Source organism: Corynebacterium sp. KPL1814 (assembly GCF_000478175.1).
In the GTDB taxonomy this organism is placed as follows: Bacteria; Actinomycetota; Actinomycetes; order Mycobacteriales; family Mycobacteriaceae; genus Corynebacterium.
Map to the genome: position 1 here is coordinate 811692 of NZ_KI515774.1, position 17198 is coordinate 828889.

The 17198-nt window shown below is 57.1% G+C and carries 18 protein-coding genes and 1 pseudogene; 1 reads left to right on the plus strand and 18 read right to left on the minus strand.

Going from position 1 to position 17198, the window contains the following annotated elements:
* Window positions 1–32: 32 nt before the first annotated feature.
* From der to HMPREF1257_RS03890, 16 genes are all read right to left on the minus strand, one after another.
* On the minus strand, window positions 33–1616 hold the full coding sequence (gene der / locus HMPREF1257_RS03820) for a ribosome biogenesis GTPase Der (protein ID WP_023022243.1): 1584 nt from the start codon (window positions 1614–1616) through the stop codon (window positions 33–35).
* Complete coding sequence (cmk, locus tag HMPREF1257_RS03825; RefSeq protein WP_023022241.1) at window positions 1613–2305, minus strand: (d)CMP kinase; 693 nt, start codon at window positions 2303–2305, stop codon at window positions 1613–1615. Before cmk ends, der begins: the two co-directional genes overlap by 4 nt.
* On the minus strand, window positions 2305–3216 hold the full coding sequence (locus HMPREF1257_RS03830) for a pseudouridine synthase (RefSeq protein ID WP_023022239.1): 912 nt from the start codon (window positions 3214–3216) through the stop codon (window positions 2305–2307). Before HMPREF1257_RS03830 ends, cmk begins: the two co-directional genes overlap by 1 nt.
* Before the next feature lie 55 nt (window positions 3217–3271).
* The gene (gene scpB / locus HMPREF1257_RS03835; RefSeq protein ID WP_023017548.1) at window positions 3272–3826 is read right to left on the minus strand and encodes an SMC-Scp complex subunit ScpB; all 555 of its coding nucleotides are present in this window, start codon (window positions 3824–3826) and stop codon (window positions 3272–3274) included.
* Between the two features lie 37 nt (window positions 3827–3863).
* Complete coding sequence (locus tag HMPREF1257_RS03840; RefSeq protein WP_023017549.1) at window positions 3864–4661, minus strand: ScpA family protein; 798 nt, start codon at window positions 4659–4661, stop codon at window positions 3864–3866.
* A 6-nt stretch (window positions 4662–4667) separates the two neighbouring features.
* On the minus strand, window positions 4668–5540 hold the full coding sequence (locus HMPREF1257_RS03845) for a ParA family protein (RefSeq protein ID WP_023022236.1): 873 nt from the start codon (window positions 5538–5540) through the stop codon (window positions 4668–4670).
* A 152-nt stretch (window positions 5541–5692) separates the two neighbouring features.
* Window positions 5693–6583, minus strand: a complete 891-nt coding sequence (gene xerD / locus HMPREF1257_RS03850; RefSeq protein ID WP_023022234.1) for a site-specific tyrosine recombinase XerD — start codon at window positions 6581–6583, stop codon at window positions 5693–5695.
* Window positions 6580–7218 carry an NUDIX hydrolase gene (locus tag HMPREF1257_RS03855; RefSeq protein ID WP_023022232.1) on the minus strand — a complete coding sequence of 213 codons (639 nt, stop codon included), beginning with the start codon at window positions 7216–7218 and terminating at the stop codon, window positions 6580–6582. Before HMPREF1257_RS03855 ends, xerD begins: the two co-directional genes overlap by 4 nt.
* Before the next feature lie 2 nt (window positions 7219–7220).
* Window positions 7221–8129, minus strand: a complete 909-nt coding sequence (locus tag HMPREF1257_RS03860; RefSeq protein ID WP_023022231.1) for a copper transporter — start codon at window positions 8127–8129, stop codon at window positions 7221–7223.
* A 15-nt stretch (window positions 8130–8144) separates the two neighbouring features.
* Window positions 8145–9305, minus strand: coding sequence for a putative cytokinetic ring protein SteA (gene steA / locus HMPREF1257_RS03865; RefSeq protein WP_198010483.1), 1161 nt, complete (start codon window positions 9303–9305; stop codon window positions 8145–8147).
* 10 nt (window positions 9306–9315) lie between these two features.
* On the minus strand, window positions 9316–10986 hold the full coding sequence (gene recN, locus HMPREF1257_RS03870; protein WP_023022227.1) for a DNA repair protein RecN: 1671 nt from the start codon (window positions 10984–10986) through the stop codon (window positions 9316–9318).
* On the minus strand, window positions 10986–11867 hold the full coding sequence (locus HMPREF1257_RS03875; protein WP_023022225.1) for an NAD kinase: 882 nt from the start codon (window positions 11865–11867) through the stop codon (window positions 10986–10988). Before HMPREF1257_RS03875 ends, recN begins: the two co-directional genes overlap by 1 nt.
* Complete coding sequence (locus HMPREF1257_RS03880) at window positions 11867–12673, minus strand: TlyA family RNA methyltransferase (RefSeq protein WP_023022223.1); 807 nt, start codon at window positions 12671–12673, stop codon at window positions 11867–11869. The genes HMPREF1257_RS03875 and HMPREF1257_RS03880 overlap by 1 nt, the downstream gene beginning before the upstream one ends.
* Window positions 12673–12834: a hypothetical protein gene (locus HMPREF1257_RS12365; RefSeq protein ID WP_005282788.1), complete on the minus strand. Its 162-nt coding sequence runs from the start codon at window positions 12832–12834 to the stop codon at window positions 12673–12675. Before HMPREF1257_RS12365 ends, HMPREF1257_RS03880 begins: the two co-directional genes overlap by 1 nt.
* Window positions 12825–13808, minus strand: coding sequence for an HAD-IIA family hydrolase (locus HMPREF1257_RS03885; RefSeq protein WP_023022221.1), 984 nt, complete (start codon window positions 13806–13808; stop codon window positions 12825–12827). Before HMPREF1257_RS03885 ends, HMPREF1257_RS12365 begins: the two co-directional genes overlap by 10 nt.
* The gene (locus HMPREF1257_RS03890; RefSeq protein ID WP_023022219.1) at window positions 13808–14470 is read right to left on the minus strand and encodes a hypothetical protein; all 663 of its coding nucleotides are present in this window, start codon (window positions 14468–14470) and stop codon (window positions 13808–13810) included. Before HMPREF1257_RS03890 ends, HMPREF1257_RS03885 begins: the two co-directional genes overlap by 1 nt.
* A 660-nt stretch (window positions 14471–15130) precedes the next feature.
* On the opposite strand from HMPREF1257_RS03890, the gene HMPREF1257_RS12180 reads away from it, so the two are divergent.
* Window positions 15131–16365 (plus strand): IS3 family transposase gene (locus HMPREF1257_RS12180; RefSeq protein WP_176453645.1). Its coding sequence is split into 2 segments (ribosomal slippage): window positions 15131–15419 and window positions 15419–16365, totalling 1236 coding nucleotides; the frame shifts between segments, so codons are not numbered across the junction.
* Here HMPREF1257_RS12180 and HMPREF1257_RS03905 read toward each other — a convergent pair.
* Together HMPREF1257_RS03905 and HMPREF1257_RS03910 are read right to left on the minus strand one after the other, a co-directional pair.
* The gene (locus tag HMPREF1257_RS03905; protein WP_023031201.1) at window positions 16362–16982 is read right to left on the minus strand and encodes a hypothetical protein; all 621 of its coding nucleotides are present in this window, start codon (window positions 16980–16982) and stop codon (window positions 16362–16364) included. The two genes, HMPREF1257_RS12180 and HMPREF1257_RS03905, sit on opposite strands and share 4 nt — an antisense overlap.
* Before the next feature lie 23 nt (window positions 16983–17005).
* Window positions 17006–17198 (minus strand): annotated as a pseudogene (locus HMPREF1257_RS03910) (IS256 family transposase); the annotation flags it as partial.

Here is a 17198-nt window from a genome sequence, read left to right on the forward strand (position 1 = left end):
GTGAGTGCTTCGCTCGCTTTCGCAGTGAACTCTTATTTCCGCTTCTTGCCTCGGCGTTCGCGCACGCGCACGGCGATGCGGATGGGAGTGCCGTGGAAACCAAAACGCTCGCGGAACTTGCGCTCAAGGTAGCGCCGGTAGGATGCATCGAGGAATCCAGTGGTAAATAAAACAATCGTCGGTGGCTGGGTCGATGCCTGCGTAGCAAAGAGCACGCGCGGCAAACGATTATTCTTCATCGGCGGCGGGTTGGCCGCAATCGCCTCACGCATCCAGTTATTGAGCTGACCGGTAGACACGCGCTGATCCCAGCTCTCTAGGGCATCAATCATGGCAGGCTCCAGTTTCTGCAGGGCGCGACCGGTCTCAGCTGAAATATTAACGCGGGTCACCCACGGCAAGTGCCGCAGCTGCTCGTCAATCTCTCGGTCGAGGTAATAGCGGCGGTCCTCGTCCATCAGGTCCCATTTATTGAACGCGATGACCAGTGCCTTGCCGGATTCCAGCACCATATTGAGCACGCGCTGGTCTTGCTCGGAGATCTCCTCGGAGGCATCGATAAGCATGATGCATACCTCAGCCGCATCGATCACGCCGCGGGTGCGCAAGGACGCATAATACTCGTGGCCCTGCGCGTTCTTGACTTTCTTGCGCAGGCCCGCGGTATCAATAAACTTCCACAACTGCTCATCTAACTGCACCAGCGAGTCCACGGGATCCACCGTGGTGCCGGCGACATTATCTACCACCGAGCGCTCCTCGCTGGTGAGCTTATTGAGCAACGAGGACTTGCCCACATTAGGCCTGCCGACGAGCGCGACGCGGCGAGGGCCCGACGTAATCGAGGTCTCGCGCGGTTCTTCGGGGAAGCTGCGCAGGATCTCATCCAGCACGTCCGCGCCACCGCGTCCGTGTTGTGCGGACACCGGCCACGGGTCCCCGAGGCCCAAGGCGTAGAACTGCGCCATATCCGCATACTGGTTATCGGAATCGAACTTATTCGATACCACGATCACCGGAACCGGAGACTTTTGCAGGCGGCGCGCCATAACCTCATCGGTTTCGGTAATGCCTACTTTGGTGTCTACCACCATTACGATGACATCGGCGGTATCCATCGCCATTTCTGCCTGGCGGGCGATATCGGCGTGCATGCCTTTGACGTTGGGATCCCAACCGCCGGTATCCTGCACGATAAAGCGCTGCCCATTCCAGTCCGCCACGTAGGACACGCGGTCACGGGTAACGCCAGGGTGGTCTTCTACGACGGCCTCGCGGCGGCCGAGGAAGCGATTAACCAGCGAAGACTTGCCCACATTCGGCCGGCCCACAATGGCGACGGTGCACAGGGCTTCTTCGGTGGCATCGGCAAAGCCAAGCGACTGCGAGAGCTGCTCCCACTCGTCCTCACTGAGAGGTTGCTCGAGGTCGTCCTCGTCCCCGTAGTCGGCCTCGCCGAACTCTGACTCATCAAAGTCGTAGTCGAATTCTTCGGCATCAAAATCGTCCGTAGCCCACCCCGGCGAGGTCTCTACCGTTTCCTCGTCGAACTTACCCGCAGGGTAATGGAACTGCGTGACTTCTTCCTCTGGGGACTCAAAATCTTTATTGCTCATGAGCGGGACTCCTTAACCACGTTGATAAGAGCCTGCACGACGTCCTCCGGGCTCATGTCAGAGGTATCGACGATAGTGGCATCGTCGGCTGGGCGAAGCGGCGAGGTGGCGCGGGAAGAATCCGCGGCATCGCGGCGCTGCACATCTGCCAGTACCGATTCAAAATCGGAGGCGATGCCGGCCTTTTCGTTTTGACCGTGTCGGCGCTGCGCGCGAACTTCCGCCGAGGCCGTCATGAATGCCTTGGCGGGGGCATCGGCAAGCACCACGGTGCCGATATCGCGGCCCTCTACGATGGCGCGGTGGGCGCGTTGCGCCAGCGTGCGCTGCAATGCCACCAAGTTCTCGCGCACCTCTGGGATGGCAGATACTGCGGAGACGTTCTGGGTGACCTCGTCTTCCCTGATGACGCGGGAGACATCGGCGCCATCGAAAAGCACCTGCGTGGAATCCGGATCATCGGAAACCTCCAAGGGCAGATTCGCCGTCGCGGAAATCACCGCTTCCTTGTCCGCGGGATCCACGCCTTGGCGCAATACCGCCAAGGTTGCCACGCGGTACATGGCGCCGGTATCGATGTATTTTGCGTCCAATTGCTTAGCTAGGGCCCGGCATGTCGTGGACTTTCCCGTTCCGGAGGGGCCATCGACCGCAAGAATCAAACCTTCATCAGGCATATTCGAAATCATTACATTCCCACCGCTTTGTACAAGCTCGTCAACTCGTTGGAATTCAGTGCGCGCAGCCCGCCGGGCTTCATATCGCCCAATTGGACCGTGTGCAGCTTGGTGCGCACCAGGCGCTGTACGGGATAGCCGGCTTCCTTCAGCAGGCGGCGCACGATGTGCTTGCGGCCTTCGTGCAACTCGACTCGGACCAGAGAGAACCCCTGGTTCTGGTCCACTACCTGCACGAAATCGGCCTTGGCTAGGCCATCCTCTAGCTCGATGCCCTCTTTGAGCTGGCGCACAAGCTTATTATCGGCCTCACCCAGTACCGTGGCCAAGTAAGTTTTCTTCACCTCATACTTGGGGTGCATCAGGCGGTTGGCCAATTCCCCATCGTTGGTGAGGATGAGCAGGCCTTCCGTATCCGCATCCAAGCGGCCGACGTGGAATAGGCGCTGGCCCGAGGCAACCTTTTCAGACACCACGTCCCCCACGCAGGGGCGACCGAGATCATCTGACATCGTCGACTGCATTCCGCGGGGTTTATTGAGGATGAAATATTCTTGGTCCTCGTTGACATTGACGCGAACACCGTCGACGCGGATGACGTCCACGGCGGGATTGACCTTAACGCCCTGCTTGAGAATGACATTGCCATTTACTTCGACACGGCCGGCATCAATGAGGATTTCCGCGTGGCGGCGCGATGCGACGCCCGCCTTGGCCAAGACCTTCTGCAGGCGCTCGCCCTTGGGCTTTTCATCATCGACCAGCCAGTCAGCGCCCAAATCGCGCGCCACCGACTCTGCAGTGGCCTTCTGCTTTTTCTTGGAAACGTGTTGATTACGAGCCGGCTTGGCATTAGAGACAACGATATCGCTGTCTCGCTGCTTCTTATCCGGTGTGCCGTCACGGCGAGCGGGAGGAGTCACTTAAGTGTCCTTTTCTCTCGAAGATATGAAATTACCTGCGTGAGTCTACCCCACCTCAGTACTCTTCGTCGATTGCATCGACATCTGGGAGAAGCGGTGCCAGATCCGGAAGGCGTTCCAGCGAGTCTATGCCTAGGAGTTCGAGGAAAAGCTCGGTGGTTTCATACCGGTGCGACGCCCCTTCGAACTCGTCCTGTGGGAGCTCGCGGATGAGCCCACGCAGGTTAAGGGTGCGCATCACGCCGTCCACGTTGACACCGCGGACCGCCGAGACCTGCTGGCGCGTGACCGGTTGGCGATAGGCCACGACGGCGAGGGTTTCCAAGGCCGCGCGCGAGAGCTTTGTTTGTGCCCCATCCAATAAGAACTCCTCCACCGCGCTGGCGTTTTCCTGGCGGGTATAAAACCGCCAACCTTCTGGCGTTTCGCGCAGCTCAATTCCAGAGCCGCGGCTATCGAATTCGCGTTGGATGGCCCGCAAGCAGTCACTAATGACCGCCGGTTCCACGCTAAGCGCCCGCGCCAAGGACTCTACGGATGCCGGCGAATCGAGCACCAGCAAAATCGATTCGAGCCGGGATCGCAATTGCGAAATGAGCGGAAGATCCATGCCCCTTAGAGTACAACCACGGACGGCGGTGCTAGCACTAGTCCCAATTTGCTGCGGCTACAACCGCGGGATCTACGTCCAAGCCGGTCCAGGAAAGGTCCAGCTGGCCCAGCGCTTCCTCCTGCTGGGCATCGACCGCCTTGGCCTTAAACAGTTCCAAGAGCGCCAAGAACCTGCCGACGATATGCATGGTTGTGGTGCAATCCCGGGTAAGCGAGGAAAAACTTGTCCACTGCCCTGCGCCCATGAGTTTGAGCGTTTCGAGGATCTTTCCAGCTTGTTCGGGTACGGAGACGGCAACGCCATGAATATGGCCCGTTGCCACTTCTTCCGGCGGCTTGGGGCGAAAGACACCCGCCGCCATTTCCGCAAAGCTCGCCGGAGTATGCCCCAACGTCACGGGAGGTAAAAGCTCCGCAAATTGCTCCTCGATGCTGACCGCGCGCGGATAGGAGCGCTGCGCTTCCCGCTGCCAGCGGGCAAATTGATCCGCCGCCTGCTTATAGGCTTTGTACTGCAAAAGGCGGGCAAAGAGCAGGTCACGCGATTCCAGCAGCTCCAGGTCCTCTAGATCATCGACCTCACCCCGTGGCAAGAGCCGTGCGGCCTTTAAGTCCAACAGCGTTGCCGCCACGACCAAGAAATCAGTCGTCTCATCCAAATCCGCGTTCTCGCCCAACTGCCGCGTGTAGCCCACAAATTCATCGGTCACCTCAGACAAGGCCACATCCGTGATATCCATCTTCTTGGCCTGGATGAGCTGCAAAAGCAGATCAAATGGGCCCTCGAAATTCCGCAGGGCAATGCGAAACCCCGTAATCTCTGGTTGCGTCACGGTAGCTTAAACGGTCGAGCGCTCGATGACTTCCTTCGCCAGATCGCGGTATTGCTGCGCGGCCTGCGAATTTGGAGCCCACGAGGTGATGGGCTCGCCGGCCACGGAGGTTTCTGGGAAGCGCACGGTACGGGTAATGACGGTATCGAATACTTGGTCCCCAAAGTATTCCACCACGCGGGACATTACCTCGCGGGCATGCTTGGTGCGCCGATCGAACATGGTGACCAAAATACCCATGACTTCCAGATCGAAGTTGATGCGGTCAGAGACCTTTTCCACCGTGTCCGTGAGCAAGGCAAGCCCGCGCAGCGAGAAGAACTCGCATTCCATGGGGATGATGACGCCCTGGGAACAAGCTAGGGCGTTGACCGTAAGCAGACCCAAGGAAGGCTGGCAGTCAATAATGATGAAGTCATAGTCACGGCGCACCGGACGCAGGGCGCGCGCCAAGGTGTGCTCGCGGCCTACTTCATTGACCATCTGGATCTCTGCCGCGGAAAGATCAATATTGGCCGGAACGAGGTCCATGCCGGACACGCTGGTGTGATGAATGGCGGAGTGTATAGAAGTATGGCTATCCAGCATCACGTCATAAATCGAGTCCTCGATGTCATCATGGTTTAATCCCAGCCCAGCGGAAAGGGCGCCTTGCGGGTCCAAATCAACCAGTAGGACCTTGCGTCCATACTCTGCGAGGCAGGCCCCCATGTTGATGGTTGACGTGGTCTTTCCCACGCCACCCTTTTGGTTACACATCGAGATGATGGTGGCGGGCCCATGTTTTTCCAAGGGGGCGGGTTCCGGCAGCTCGCGGACAGGGCGGCCAGTTAGCCCCGTCTCTACATCAGAGGCTGAAAAGAGACCCTCTTCGCTCACAGTCAAACCTTCTTCCTTGACGCCAAGTCATGGACCATGACATTTGGCATAGGGTTGCTTACAACGTTGTAACTATAGCGTACCCGCTCCCCTGTATGACTACCGAGACTTTGCAAATATCAAGCCTCTATCTTTGACTTAAGCAATGGAAGCTACGCCCTCGGATGCGCCGCGCGCCATACCTCCCGCAAGGAATCAGCGGTAACGTGCGTATAGATTTGCGTGGTAGTCACTGAGGAATGTCCTAAGAGCTCCTGCACGGTGCGCACATCGGCACCGCCTTCGAGAAGGTGCGTGGCAAAGGAATGGCGCAGCGTGTGCGGGGAAATAGATTTATCCAACTGGCTGCGCTGCGCAGCGGTCTTAATGATGGACCACGCGCTTTGCCGCGAGAGCGCCCCGCCGCGCGTATTCAAAAACAGCGCGGCAGTCTTGCCCTTTCCCAGCACGGGACGGGCGCGCACTAGGTAGGCGTCGATAGCCTGCCTGGCATGCGAGCCCAGGGGTACAAGCCGCTCCTTATCGCCTTTGCCATGCAGGACTAGGACGTCATCGGCAGTAGCTACGTCATCGACGTTGAGCGAAATTACCTCAGAGATGCGCGCCCCAGTGCCATAAAGCACTTCTAGAAGCGCCCTATCGCGGAGGTCAACCGGCGTTTCCGTAGGCGTCGATTCGATGAGCCGTGCCACCTCATCCACGCTCAAGGTTTCCGGCAAGTGTTGCCCCGTGGATGGCGGGCTCACCTCGGCGGCAACATCGCTATCAACTTCACCCTCCGCAACGGCGAATTTATGCAACCCGCGCGCCACGATGAGGGCACGGTTGGCAGAAGATACCGCCATATTTTCGCGCAGATCCTTTAAATAGGCCTCCACCATCGGTCGAGTTACCTGCCGTAGGTCCTGGACCCCATTTGCTGCCAGCCAGTCCACGTATCGGCGAATATCCCGCCGGTAATTGCTCAGGGTATTTGCTGAAACGCCGCGTTCGACGGCGAGGTGATTCAACCAAGTCTGAGCGATGTCCTCTGCAGCAGTCACTGCTTTTTCAGATCCGGTCCGCTGCGTCGAGCAGCCATGTGGGTCGGGCGCAAATCGAACGGCGCATCCACCGAACGCGTCGGCTTTCCCCCAATGACCGTGGCATATGCAGATAAAATACCCGCGCACGCAACGGAATTAACTATCTCACCCCTCAGCACCCTGTCAACCGCCTGGTCTAGGTCCACCCAGGCAAAATCCATATCGGCTTCTTCATCGCCGGTGTCCTGCAGCGCGGGAACCTCACTAAGGTCACGAGCAAGGAAAATCCGCACGGCTTCCTCACAAAACCCCGGCGAGGTCACCATATCCGTGAGAACTTCCCAGTCCTTAGCGGCAAGGCCCGCTTCTTCTTGCAGCTCGCGCTGCGCGCCTGAAAGCTCGTCCTCGCCCTTCACATCGAGCAGTCCTGCGGGCAGCTCCCACAGCCGCTTGCCGACGCTATGCCGGTACTGATGCACCATCGCGATCCGCCGATCCTCATCTAAGGCGACCACCGCGACGGCTCCTAGGTGCTCGATGATCTCCCTATCCGCCGTGTTGCCTCCTGGCATGGACAAGGTATCGCGGCGTACGGCGACGATAGGCGCATCAAAAATTAACTCTGAATCCAAGACCTGAAAATCGTGGGCCACTGTTATTTCTCCTCTTCCGGTAGGGCGGAATCTGCGCTTTCTGCCGATCCGTAGTCCCCCCTGCCCCCATTAAGCTGTTCTTCGGCGGCGGAAATCACAGCAATGCGCTCTACCGCGCGCTCAATGCCGTCTACGGTAGAAAGATCCACGTCATTGGTGCGCAATTGCTCTACTGTCTTATCGTCCTGGGTCTGCTTGCTCCGCGCGCTCATCACCACGCTGCCATTGACCTCATCCAAAGCGGTGGCAAACTCAGCCAAGGTGTCGGAATAATATCCGCGCACCCCGCTGCCAGAAACAATGAGGATGGACTGGGCAGGAAGGATAGTCCCGTCCTTATAATCAATAAAGTCCTCATCGCGCAGGGCACGCAGCAGCTCAGATCGCTCTTTTACGCTAGCGAGCGGTTCCGTGCTTTCTGGGTCCATGGATAAGGCCGCGCCCAAAACCTCGCCGCCATAGCTTCCTACGGTTTTATCGAGTCCTTTAAGATCTGCCTTTTTCGGGGCCTTATCTTTAAGGATTTTTACGATATCGTCTTTGCTTTCCCCGCGCAGAAAGTCCTTACTTAGCTTGATTTCTCCCGCTGCGGTGGCCCCGGAGGCTTCTAAGAGCTTCGTGATATCAGAAAGATCGCTGCTATTTGCGTCATCGGTGGAAATGACCAGCACCGGTCGCTGCGATAACGTACCGGAGACCAGATCTGGTGCCACATCATTGACGATGTCATCGCTCGCCTCATTTTGGTTCTGCAAGATCTTATTTTCTTGCACTACCTTGCGGTGTTCCGCACGGATCGGGTCATCGTCGGCCACGCTGGTGGTCAGGTTGGGCGCGATCACCAAGGCACCGAGGGTCACACCAACCGCCGCCCCTAGTCCGAGGCCCGTAATTAGTTGCGCTTTCGCCATATTTTTACCCCCCGCTTAGAATAGGCTCGACCAGGTCTGGCTTAAATTACTCAAGAAATCCTGGCTCCCGCCGAAGCCCACGATCAAGATGATCGCTGCAATCGCCACCAAGATACTCAAAAGGGCCCATAGCCAACCAAGGTGTGAGGACGGAGCGGAATACAGGTTGATTACTGCCTCAGCATCGACCACCTTGGTTCCGGCCTTCAGCCGAGACATTACAGCAGACGGAGCCACGCGGTTGGCAAAAACATCATCGAGGTCAAAGCCGCCACCTGACTGCATGATAAGGCCCGCACCGTGGTAATCCGCAAAGAGCAGCGCTAAATCCGTGGCCGATTCCGAAGCCGCCGGAAACGTCATGGCCCCGATGCCCAATTCTTGGATGCGGTCAATGCTCTCCACGCTGCCTTCTGGATCCGCAGGCACCACAATGCGCGCGCCGCAACGCAGCGCCTCATCGCTTACCTTGGCAGGATCGCCAATGATGAAGTCAGGCTTATATCCCTGCTCCAGCAGAGAATCCGCGGCTTCATCAACCGCAATGAGCAGCGGTTCATACTCCCGGATGAAATTGCGCAATTCTTTCAGCTGGGAGCGGTGGTCTTCAGTGGGAGATAAAACGATGACCTTCCGGCCAGCTATCTCGGAACCGGATGCGGGGACCCCGAGGCCATCGATAAGCAGCGGGCCTTCAGAATTAATGAAGTCGATGGAGCTCGCGAAATAGGACTCCATGTGGTCAATGAGTGCGCTTTGTGCCGCCTTGAAGTTCTTGTCTGCGCGCTCCCGGGAAACCTTCTGCCCCGTCCCGACTACTTTATCCGCGACGTAGACCTTTCCATCGTCCCCAATATGTGCCTTCTTGCCATCCTTAAACTCCGAGATAAATTCCTCGCCGAGGCCTTCGAGGAGGTCAATGTCGGCATCGAGAAGCATGTGCGGACCGCAATTAGGAATGGAGCCAGTAGAAAACCTGGCGACGTTGACCACCGCTGAGGGCTGCAATTCCACGAGGGTTTGTGCCTCGGGGCGAGAAATATTCGCCGCATCAATAACGGCGATATCACCTTCAGAAAACTTCTTAAGACCTTTCGCGCCCGGGGTGCAATCGCGCAATGCAGCATGCTCACCAGGATGATCAGGGGTACGGGAAAACAGAGCCATGGGCTCCATTGTTCCTTGCTTAGTCCGCCAGCTGGGTAAGGCGCGCGGAAGCTTCTTTTTGTGCGCGATCAAAAAGCTCTTGGGCATGGGCGCGCCCCGTCTCGGTGTCATCCAAACCAGCCAGCATGCGCGCCAATTCCTCCACGCGCTCCTGTTCCGTTAGCTCGGCTACCCCAGAGGTAAATTTATCTTTCGAGACATGCAAATGCGCATCCGCATACGCCGCTACCTGCGGCAGGTGGGTCACGACGATAACCTGATTGTGCGCAGCCAGCCGTGCTAGCCGACGCCCAATTTCTACCGCCGCACGCCCGCCCACGCCGGCATCGACCTCGTCGAAGACCAATGTCGCACCGTCCTCGCTGGCGAGCACAACCTCAAGGGCAAGCATGACTCGAGACAACTCGCCACCGGAGGCCGCAGTGGCCAAAGGCTTCCCATTGAGCTGCAGCTCCGCAGCATCGGCGCCTGTCTTGGAATACTTTGCCGCGGAAAGCTCAACCGACATAGTGGAATTGGGCATGGCCAATCCATGCAGCTCTTCAGTCACCAACTTGCCCAGCGCCTCCGCCGCTTTCCGGCGGCTCTTCGTAAGCTTCGCCGCCTTCCGCTTCATCTCCTGCTCGGCCTCTTTGACCTGCGCCTTAAGTTCCTCGAGGACTTCAGTGGAGGTATCCATCGACTGCAATTTGGACTCCGCCTCATCGCGCCACGCCAAAACACCATCGATATCGCTGGCGTATTTACGGGTCAAGGCTCGGAGATCCTGTTGGCGTTGCAGAGACTTTTCCAGCAGATTCGGATCTGCCGGCAGTCCCGCGAGGTATCCACCGAGCTCAGCTGAAATATCGCCTAGCTGCGTGGTGATTTCAGAAATGCGCTCGCCTAAGTCCGCCAGCTGCTTATCCGAGGATCCCACTAACGCCGATCCCGCGCGCCCGAGCAGCGAAGAAGCGGCCTCATCAATCTCTTCCGTTCCATCGATCGCTGCCAAGGCAGTGTGCGCGGATTCGCGCAGACCGTCCACGTCTTGCAGGCGCTGCACCAACTGCACTAGCTCCGCGTCTTCCCCTGGCTCGGGCGCCACACCGTTGATCTCCTCTAGGGCATATTGCAGGCGGTCAACTTCCTGGGCAAGTTCCCTACGAGACTCGGTGCGCCGGCGATAATCCTTGGCCAGGCTGCGCCACTTTTTAAAGGCCTCAGCATAGTCTTCCCGAACGCCAGCCAGTTGCGGGTCTGCACGGTCCACGGCCGCGAGTTGCTCCTCTGGGGCCAAGAGGCGCAATTGGTCATTCTGACCATGCACGGTAATTATCTCCCGCGCGAAATCTCCCAACGTGGCGGCCGGTACGGCTCGCCCTCCCAAATACGCCCGCGATCGCCCCGCAGCCGAAACCGTGCGCGAGACAATAAATTCACCATTTTCATCTGGCTCACCGCCCACCGAGTCCACCAGCTGGCTGATGCTCTCCTTCGCGGAACTAAAATGGCCCTCCACGGCCGCTTTTTTAGCGCCATCGCGCACCCGAGAGGCATCGGCACGCCCGCCGGCCAACAATCGAAGCCCCGTAACCACCATGGTTTTGCCAGCGCCGGTCTCACCGGTCAATACGGTCAGGCCCTCCGATAATTCCGCAGAGCTATGGCGAATGACTCCTAAATCATTGATAGAAATATCGACAAGCACTATTTCTCCTTCGGTCCACGCCAGCCTTCCACGGGCAACCGCAGCTTAGAGACCAATCGATCCGTAAAGGGCTGATCATCCAACCGCACCCAGCGTACGGGGCGCTTACCGCGCACCACCTCAACGCGGGCGCCCGGCGGCATAATAAGTTCCCTGCACCCATCCAAGATAACCACGGCCGGTGTGGTTTGCATGGTTGATTCCACCGCCACCAAAGAGTTGGGAGAAACCACTAAAGGTTTAGTAAAGAGTGCATGGGCATTATTCGGCACGACCAAGATTGCATCTAGCGATGGCCACAGCACTGGGCCGCCGGCAGAAAATGCATACGCCGTTGAACCCGTTGGCGTCGAAATTAGCACGCCGTCACAACCGAACGACGAGACCGGGCGCCGGTCGATCTCCAAAATCGCATCCAACACGCCCGACCTGTTCTGGTTTTCTACCGAGGCCTCATTCAAAGCCCAACTGCTAGCCAGTTGGTGACCGTTGGCATCCGAAATAGAGACATCCACCGTCAGTCTGTCCTCCACCCGGTAGCTCTTCTCTATTACGCGAGCCACGGCACGGTCTAATGACTCCACTTCCCATTCTGCGAGGAAGCCAACATGACCCAGATTCACTCCGAGGACAGGAATATCAACCGCGCGTGCCATATCAGCTGCACGCAGGAAGGTTCCATCACCGCCGAGAACAAGGACCAGTTCGCATCCCGCCGCCGCGTTATCAGTATGCGGGACGTGCTGTAGCCCCGGCAGTACGGTTTCGTCCGCACAAACGCGAACCGTTATCCCTGCCTCCTGCAATAACTCGGCTGCACGGGAGGTAGCCTGCAGGTTCTCTGCGCGATTGGCATGCGGAACCAACAATATCTCTCGCATTACTGCGGACCTTCTTCAACGGCAGTATCAATCATCTGTTTCATTGTAGCCACGTCCGTGGACATACCGTCCTTTTTCAGCCACAGGAAATATTCCACATTTCCACTCGGACCCGGCAACGGTGAAGCCACAACACCGTGCAGACTAAGGCCTAAAGACACGGCAAATTCAGCAACGTCCTGCGTGACCTCTGTACGCATCTCCGGAGAACGAACCACCCCGCCGCTGCCGATGCGCTCCTTGCCCACCTCAAACTGCGGCTTGACCATGGGCAGGAGCCACGCTCCGTCCTTCATACACTCCACAATTGCTGGCAGCACCAGTTTTAAGGAAATGAAAGATAAATCCCCGACCATGCCATCGCACTGGCCATTGGTCATCTCCGGAGTAATAGTGCGGATATTGGTCCTATCCAAGACGGTCACGCGCTCGTCATTTTGCAGCCGCCACAGTAACTGCCCATAACCGACGTCAACGGAAAGTACCTCACGCGCACCGTACGCCAAGCACACATCCGTAAAGCCTCCTGTCGATGCCCCTGCATCTAAGATGCGGCCATTCATGTCGACGTCGAATGCGGCAAATGCGCCTAGGAGCTTGTGCGCGCCACGAGATGCCCACTTGTCTTCCTCAGACTCCTCGACCTTGATGGAGACTTCAGGATCCACGACAGTTGCAGGCTTTTCTGCCTTAAACCCGCCGACCGTCACACGGCCAGACTTGATCATCTCGCGGGCTTGCTCACGAGATCGCGCAATTTTTCGGCGCACAAGCTCTGCATCCAGCCTGCGGCGTTGTGGTGGCATTAGTTCTCCTGCAAAGCATTCCGCAACACGGAATGCGCCCTGTCCAGTTGGTCGACTTCTTCTGCGAGTGTCGGTGCATCCTCGCCGAGAATTGTCGAAATCTCCGAATCTACTTCTTCGGGCTCTTTCACGGCCCGAAAATCGTGTGGCTTTACCGCCATTTCGACACAACCTTCTCCGCAAACTCGCTACGCGGCTGAATATACCGAGGTGGTGCTGGCATCGACCACGCCACTTCCAAGACCGTCCGCAGCGCTTGCACTGAGGTAGAGGATTCGTTTCCCCCCTGCAAGAGAACGTCATACCCATCACACCGCGCGGTAAAATCTCCTTGCGGTCCAGGTCGCACCTGCGAAATAGGCAATGAAAGCTCGTGCATGCCTGCACCAATGAAGTTAGGCCGTGCCTCCACGGGGGCCTCGATAAGCTCCAGCTCGCCCGATACGCCGGTCAAGACATGAAAGGTATTCATCGCTGCGGCGTTACCTCCAACAATATCCGTATCTAGCCGGTCGCCCACCGCCAATGGCTTTTTCGACCCAACCTTTTTGGCCGCAAGGAAGAACATTGCTGGTTCAGGTTTGCCGGCAGATACGGGCTCTACTCCCGTCGCCTTTTCGACGGCAGCGACTAGGGAGCCATTGCCAACGCCTAGCCCCCGCTCAATTGGAAGGGACGTATCCAAATTTGAGGCGAAAAATTTCGCGCCTGCCCGGATAGCCAGCGCGCCCTCCGTCAGCTGTTCCCACCCGACGGACTTATCAAATCCTTGCAGGACGGCTGCTGGTTTATCATTAGCACTCGAGACCACGGAAAAACCCATGTCCTTGGCCAAGTCCCTGAAAGAATCCGCGCCGATAATTAGCACCTTCGCACCCGACGGGATTTCCTCGGCAGCTAACTGCAACACTGCCTGGGCGGAGGTGACGATATCACCAGAATCCGCAGTCAAACCGATATCCGTCAGCATTGTGGCAACGGCTTCTGGGCTCCGCGACGCATTATTTGTTACATATACGGCGGGAACTCCACACGTATTAATAACGTCTACGACGTTGCTTAGCGGACGGCCACCCTCCCAGACGGTTCCATCCAAGTCCAACAATAAGGCGTCATGTTTGCTCAAAACACTCATTACTTACATTCCGCCAATCGGTCAGCGGCATCGGTCCAGTCGCCCTCATCAATGGCGATGGTGTGCTCGAACCACTCGTGTGCTTCATCGTTGCGACCCGCAGCAAGAAGCGCGTTTGCATAGGCATACGACAGCCTACAAGCACTTACTCCCCGATCGTTGCGGTCAGGTTGTGCCCTCTGAATGGTAACCACCGCTGATTCAGGCTGATCGAGGTCAAGGCGAGCGCCTGCCAACACAATTGCTAATTCGGTAGCGGATTCTTTGTCTAGCTCCTTGGCCTCCTCGCTGCGTCCTAACTCCAAGGCCTTTTCCGGCCGACCCAATCCGCGTTCACAATCAGCCATAACCGCAAGCATTCCTGGACCGCCAGAAATACGGCGGGCAGCGCGCAGCTCAGATAGCGCCTCTTTCCACTCGCTGGCGCGGTAAGCAGCGATACCGTTAACTTCTCGGGCGATAGCCACGCGGCCTGCACGATCCTTAGCCGCGCGCGCATGCCGCAGCGCCAGCTTAGGATCATCATCCATCCAAGTCGCCGCCATGATCATATGCTTGGCGACGGCCTCCGAGTTTTCTTTGGAGAGTGATTTCAGGTCTTGGAGCACCAATGGGTCCAAATCATTGATATCAATTTCTTCAGGAATGTCCGGATCGGTCATACGACGGTTGATTCGCTCTTCCCTATAACCAGAGCGCTGTGGAGAGAAAGATTTCTTCTTTCCCCCTCCGCGAGAATCACGGTCCCCCGAGTTGCGTGGATTTCGACCCCGACGGTCTTGTCCTCGGCCAATACGGCCGTGCTGGTTGCGCTCCGACATTCAGTCCTACCCTTTCTTGGTTGGAACTCGCACAGAAATACCGCACCCATTCTACAGTGCTAAACGACATTCAAAGAATCTAGAATATCCTCGTCCATTGCTCGCAGTGTCATCAACCCGGTCACTGCTTTTGGGCGCACTGGTGTGGTGGTGTTGGGTGGGTGGTTCCTATTTTTTGTTGTTGTGTTTGTTTCTTTTGTGTGTGAGGAATTGTTTCCAGGTGTAGTGCCAGTGTGAGTTGCAGGTAGCGAGTGGTCCTTTCGGGTGGTCTATTTGGTAGGTGCCGTCTTGGTGTAGCCAGGCGATGGTGCCGGTTATTGGGTCCATGTGAGGTTACCCTCGTTTAGTGGACACCCGATTAGTGCGGATCTTGTGTCCGTAGGAGAGGATGTTCATTGTGAGTTCGTCAAGGAAGAAGTACACCCCGGAGTACCGGCAGGAGGCCGCCAGATGAAGTGTCCCAGGTTTTGTTCCGTTTGAGTAGATGGGAAAATCTGGAATATGCCAAGAAAATTTGACCAGGATGCGAAGGATCGTGTGGTCCGTCTTGTAGAGGACCGCATCTTGGCGGAAAATATGTCGATGCAAGCCGCGTGCCAGGCAGTAGCCCCAAAGCTGGGGGTGTCATGGCACACAGCCCGTCAATGGACCCAACAGGCCCGCCGTGCGGGAAACATCCCAGAACCCGTGCCTGAAGATCTGGCCGCCGAAAACGCGAGGCTTCGCCGTGAAAATCAAGAGCTACGCGACACCAATGAACTTTTAAAGGCTGCCTCAGCTTTTTTCGCGTCGGAACTCGACCCAAAACGTCGGAAATGATCCGGTTCATCGATGAATACCGGAATCGTTTCTCTGTCGAGTTCATCTGTAAGACGTTGAAGAAAAACCGCGCTGGTGGGTTCATCACCTCGCGTGGGTATCGTCAGTCCAAGGCCCGTGGGGTAAGTGCTCGCGGCCTTCGTGATGCTGTGCTGGTTGAACGCATTAGTGCTATCCATCGGGATAATTACGGCATCTACGGTGTGCGGAAAATGTGGCATGCTCTTCATCGTGACGGAATCGATATCGGTCGTGAACAAACCGCGCGGCTGATGCGTCTAGCCGGTGTATCAGGCAAAGGCAAAGGCCGCTCGCCTATGACCACTCGCACACCTCAAAGGCCGGATTTGCGCCCGGACTTGGTGGAGCGAGAATTCAAAGCCGAAGGCCCGAACAAGCTGTGGGTGGCTGATATTACCTACGTGCGCACGAAGAAAGGCTTTGTGTATGCCGCGTTTGTCACCGATGTTTACTCCCGACGGATCGTTGGGTGGGCGTTATCAGATTCCATGCGCACCGAAGCGTTGCCGCTGCAAGCTCTCAACCAGGCGATCGCGTCTGCTGAGGAAACAACAGGTCTCATTCATCATTCGGATCACGGCTCGCAGTATGTCAGCGTTGTCTACAACGAGCGTCTTGCCCAGCACGGGATTGCCGCTTCCACCGGAACTGTTGGCGACTCCTATGACAATGCTCTGGCGGAAAACGTTAATGGTTCCTACAAAAACGAGCTGATCCATACTCGCAGGTGGGATGAGGTTGTCGAGGTGGAAATCGCGACGTTTGAGTGGGTGTCATGGTGGAACGAGACGAGGCTTCACCAAAGCTTGGGCTACCGCACGCCAGCTGAAGTGGAAACCGAATTTTGGGACCAGCACCCGCCGCAAGCAATAATAGAAATCAAGGCAAACGCCTAGGAACAAAACCCGGGGCACTTCAGTTCGACCTCGTCAGTGTCGTCGTCTGCCAGGTGGTGGGTGTCGATGAAGTCGCGGATAAAGCGGCGGATTTCTGCCACGCTAGGTACATGTTGGCTCGGTGCTGTCGGTGTCAGATAGTCTGCCAGGGCGGCATCGACCAGGCCCAGGCGTTCGTGGTTGTCGCCTATACGTTCTACTTCCCTATCGATAACCCGCAAGCGTGGTGTATCCAGGATCCACTGCTCCACGTTAGTCGCTGCTACCAGGGGGAGTTCCTGCATGCGGAAATGCGCCCTAATAATGCCAGACAAGATGCTATAGCTAAGGCCTAAGTCTTTAGCCAGGCTGGTCAGTGTCAGATCGACGTCGTCGCCCAGGTCTGGAAGGAGTGACTGGTAGAAAAACCAGGAGTTCTTCCGGGCTTGTGCTCCAGCAGCAGCAATAGGATTGTCTGGGGTGTTGGTGGCATAAAAGACTACCGGTACCTCCCCCTCAGCCTCACCATCAGAGTCGTAATCAGGATCAGTGTTGGTATCAGGATCAGTGTTGGTGTCGTAGTCCAGTGGCTCGCCGGCTTTACGGGTATTCCCCGGCGTGGTGTCGGAGCGTGTCAAGTTGTTTGTGTGTGGGGCTAGGTTTATAGGTATTTGTCGAAGCGGGCGGGAAAGGCTACGGCCATTTGGTTGATGGCTTGTTTCCAGCCGGAAACTCGGGCTCCTTCCACGAGCCTGCTGGCGGTAGCCGAGGCTCGTTTGCCTTGTTTCGCTCTCTTTGCGGCTCGTTTGTCTTCAATGTTGCAGATCATCAACCACAGCGTCTTGAGCGCGGAT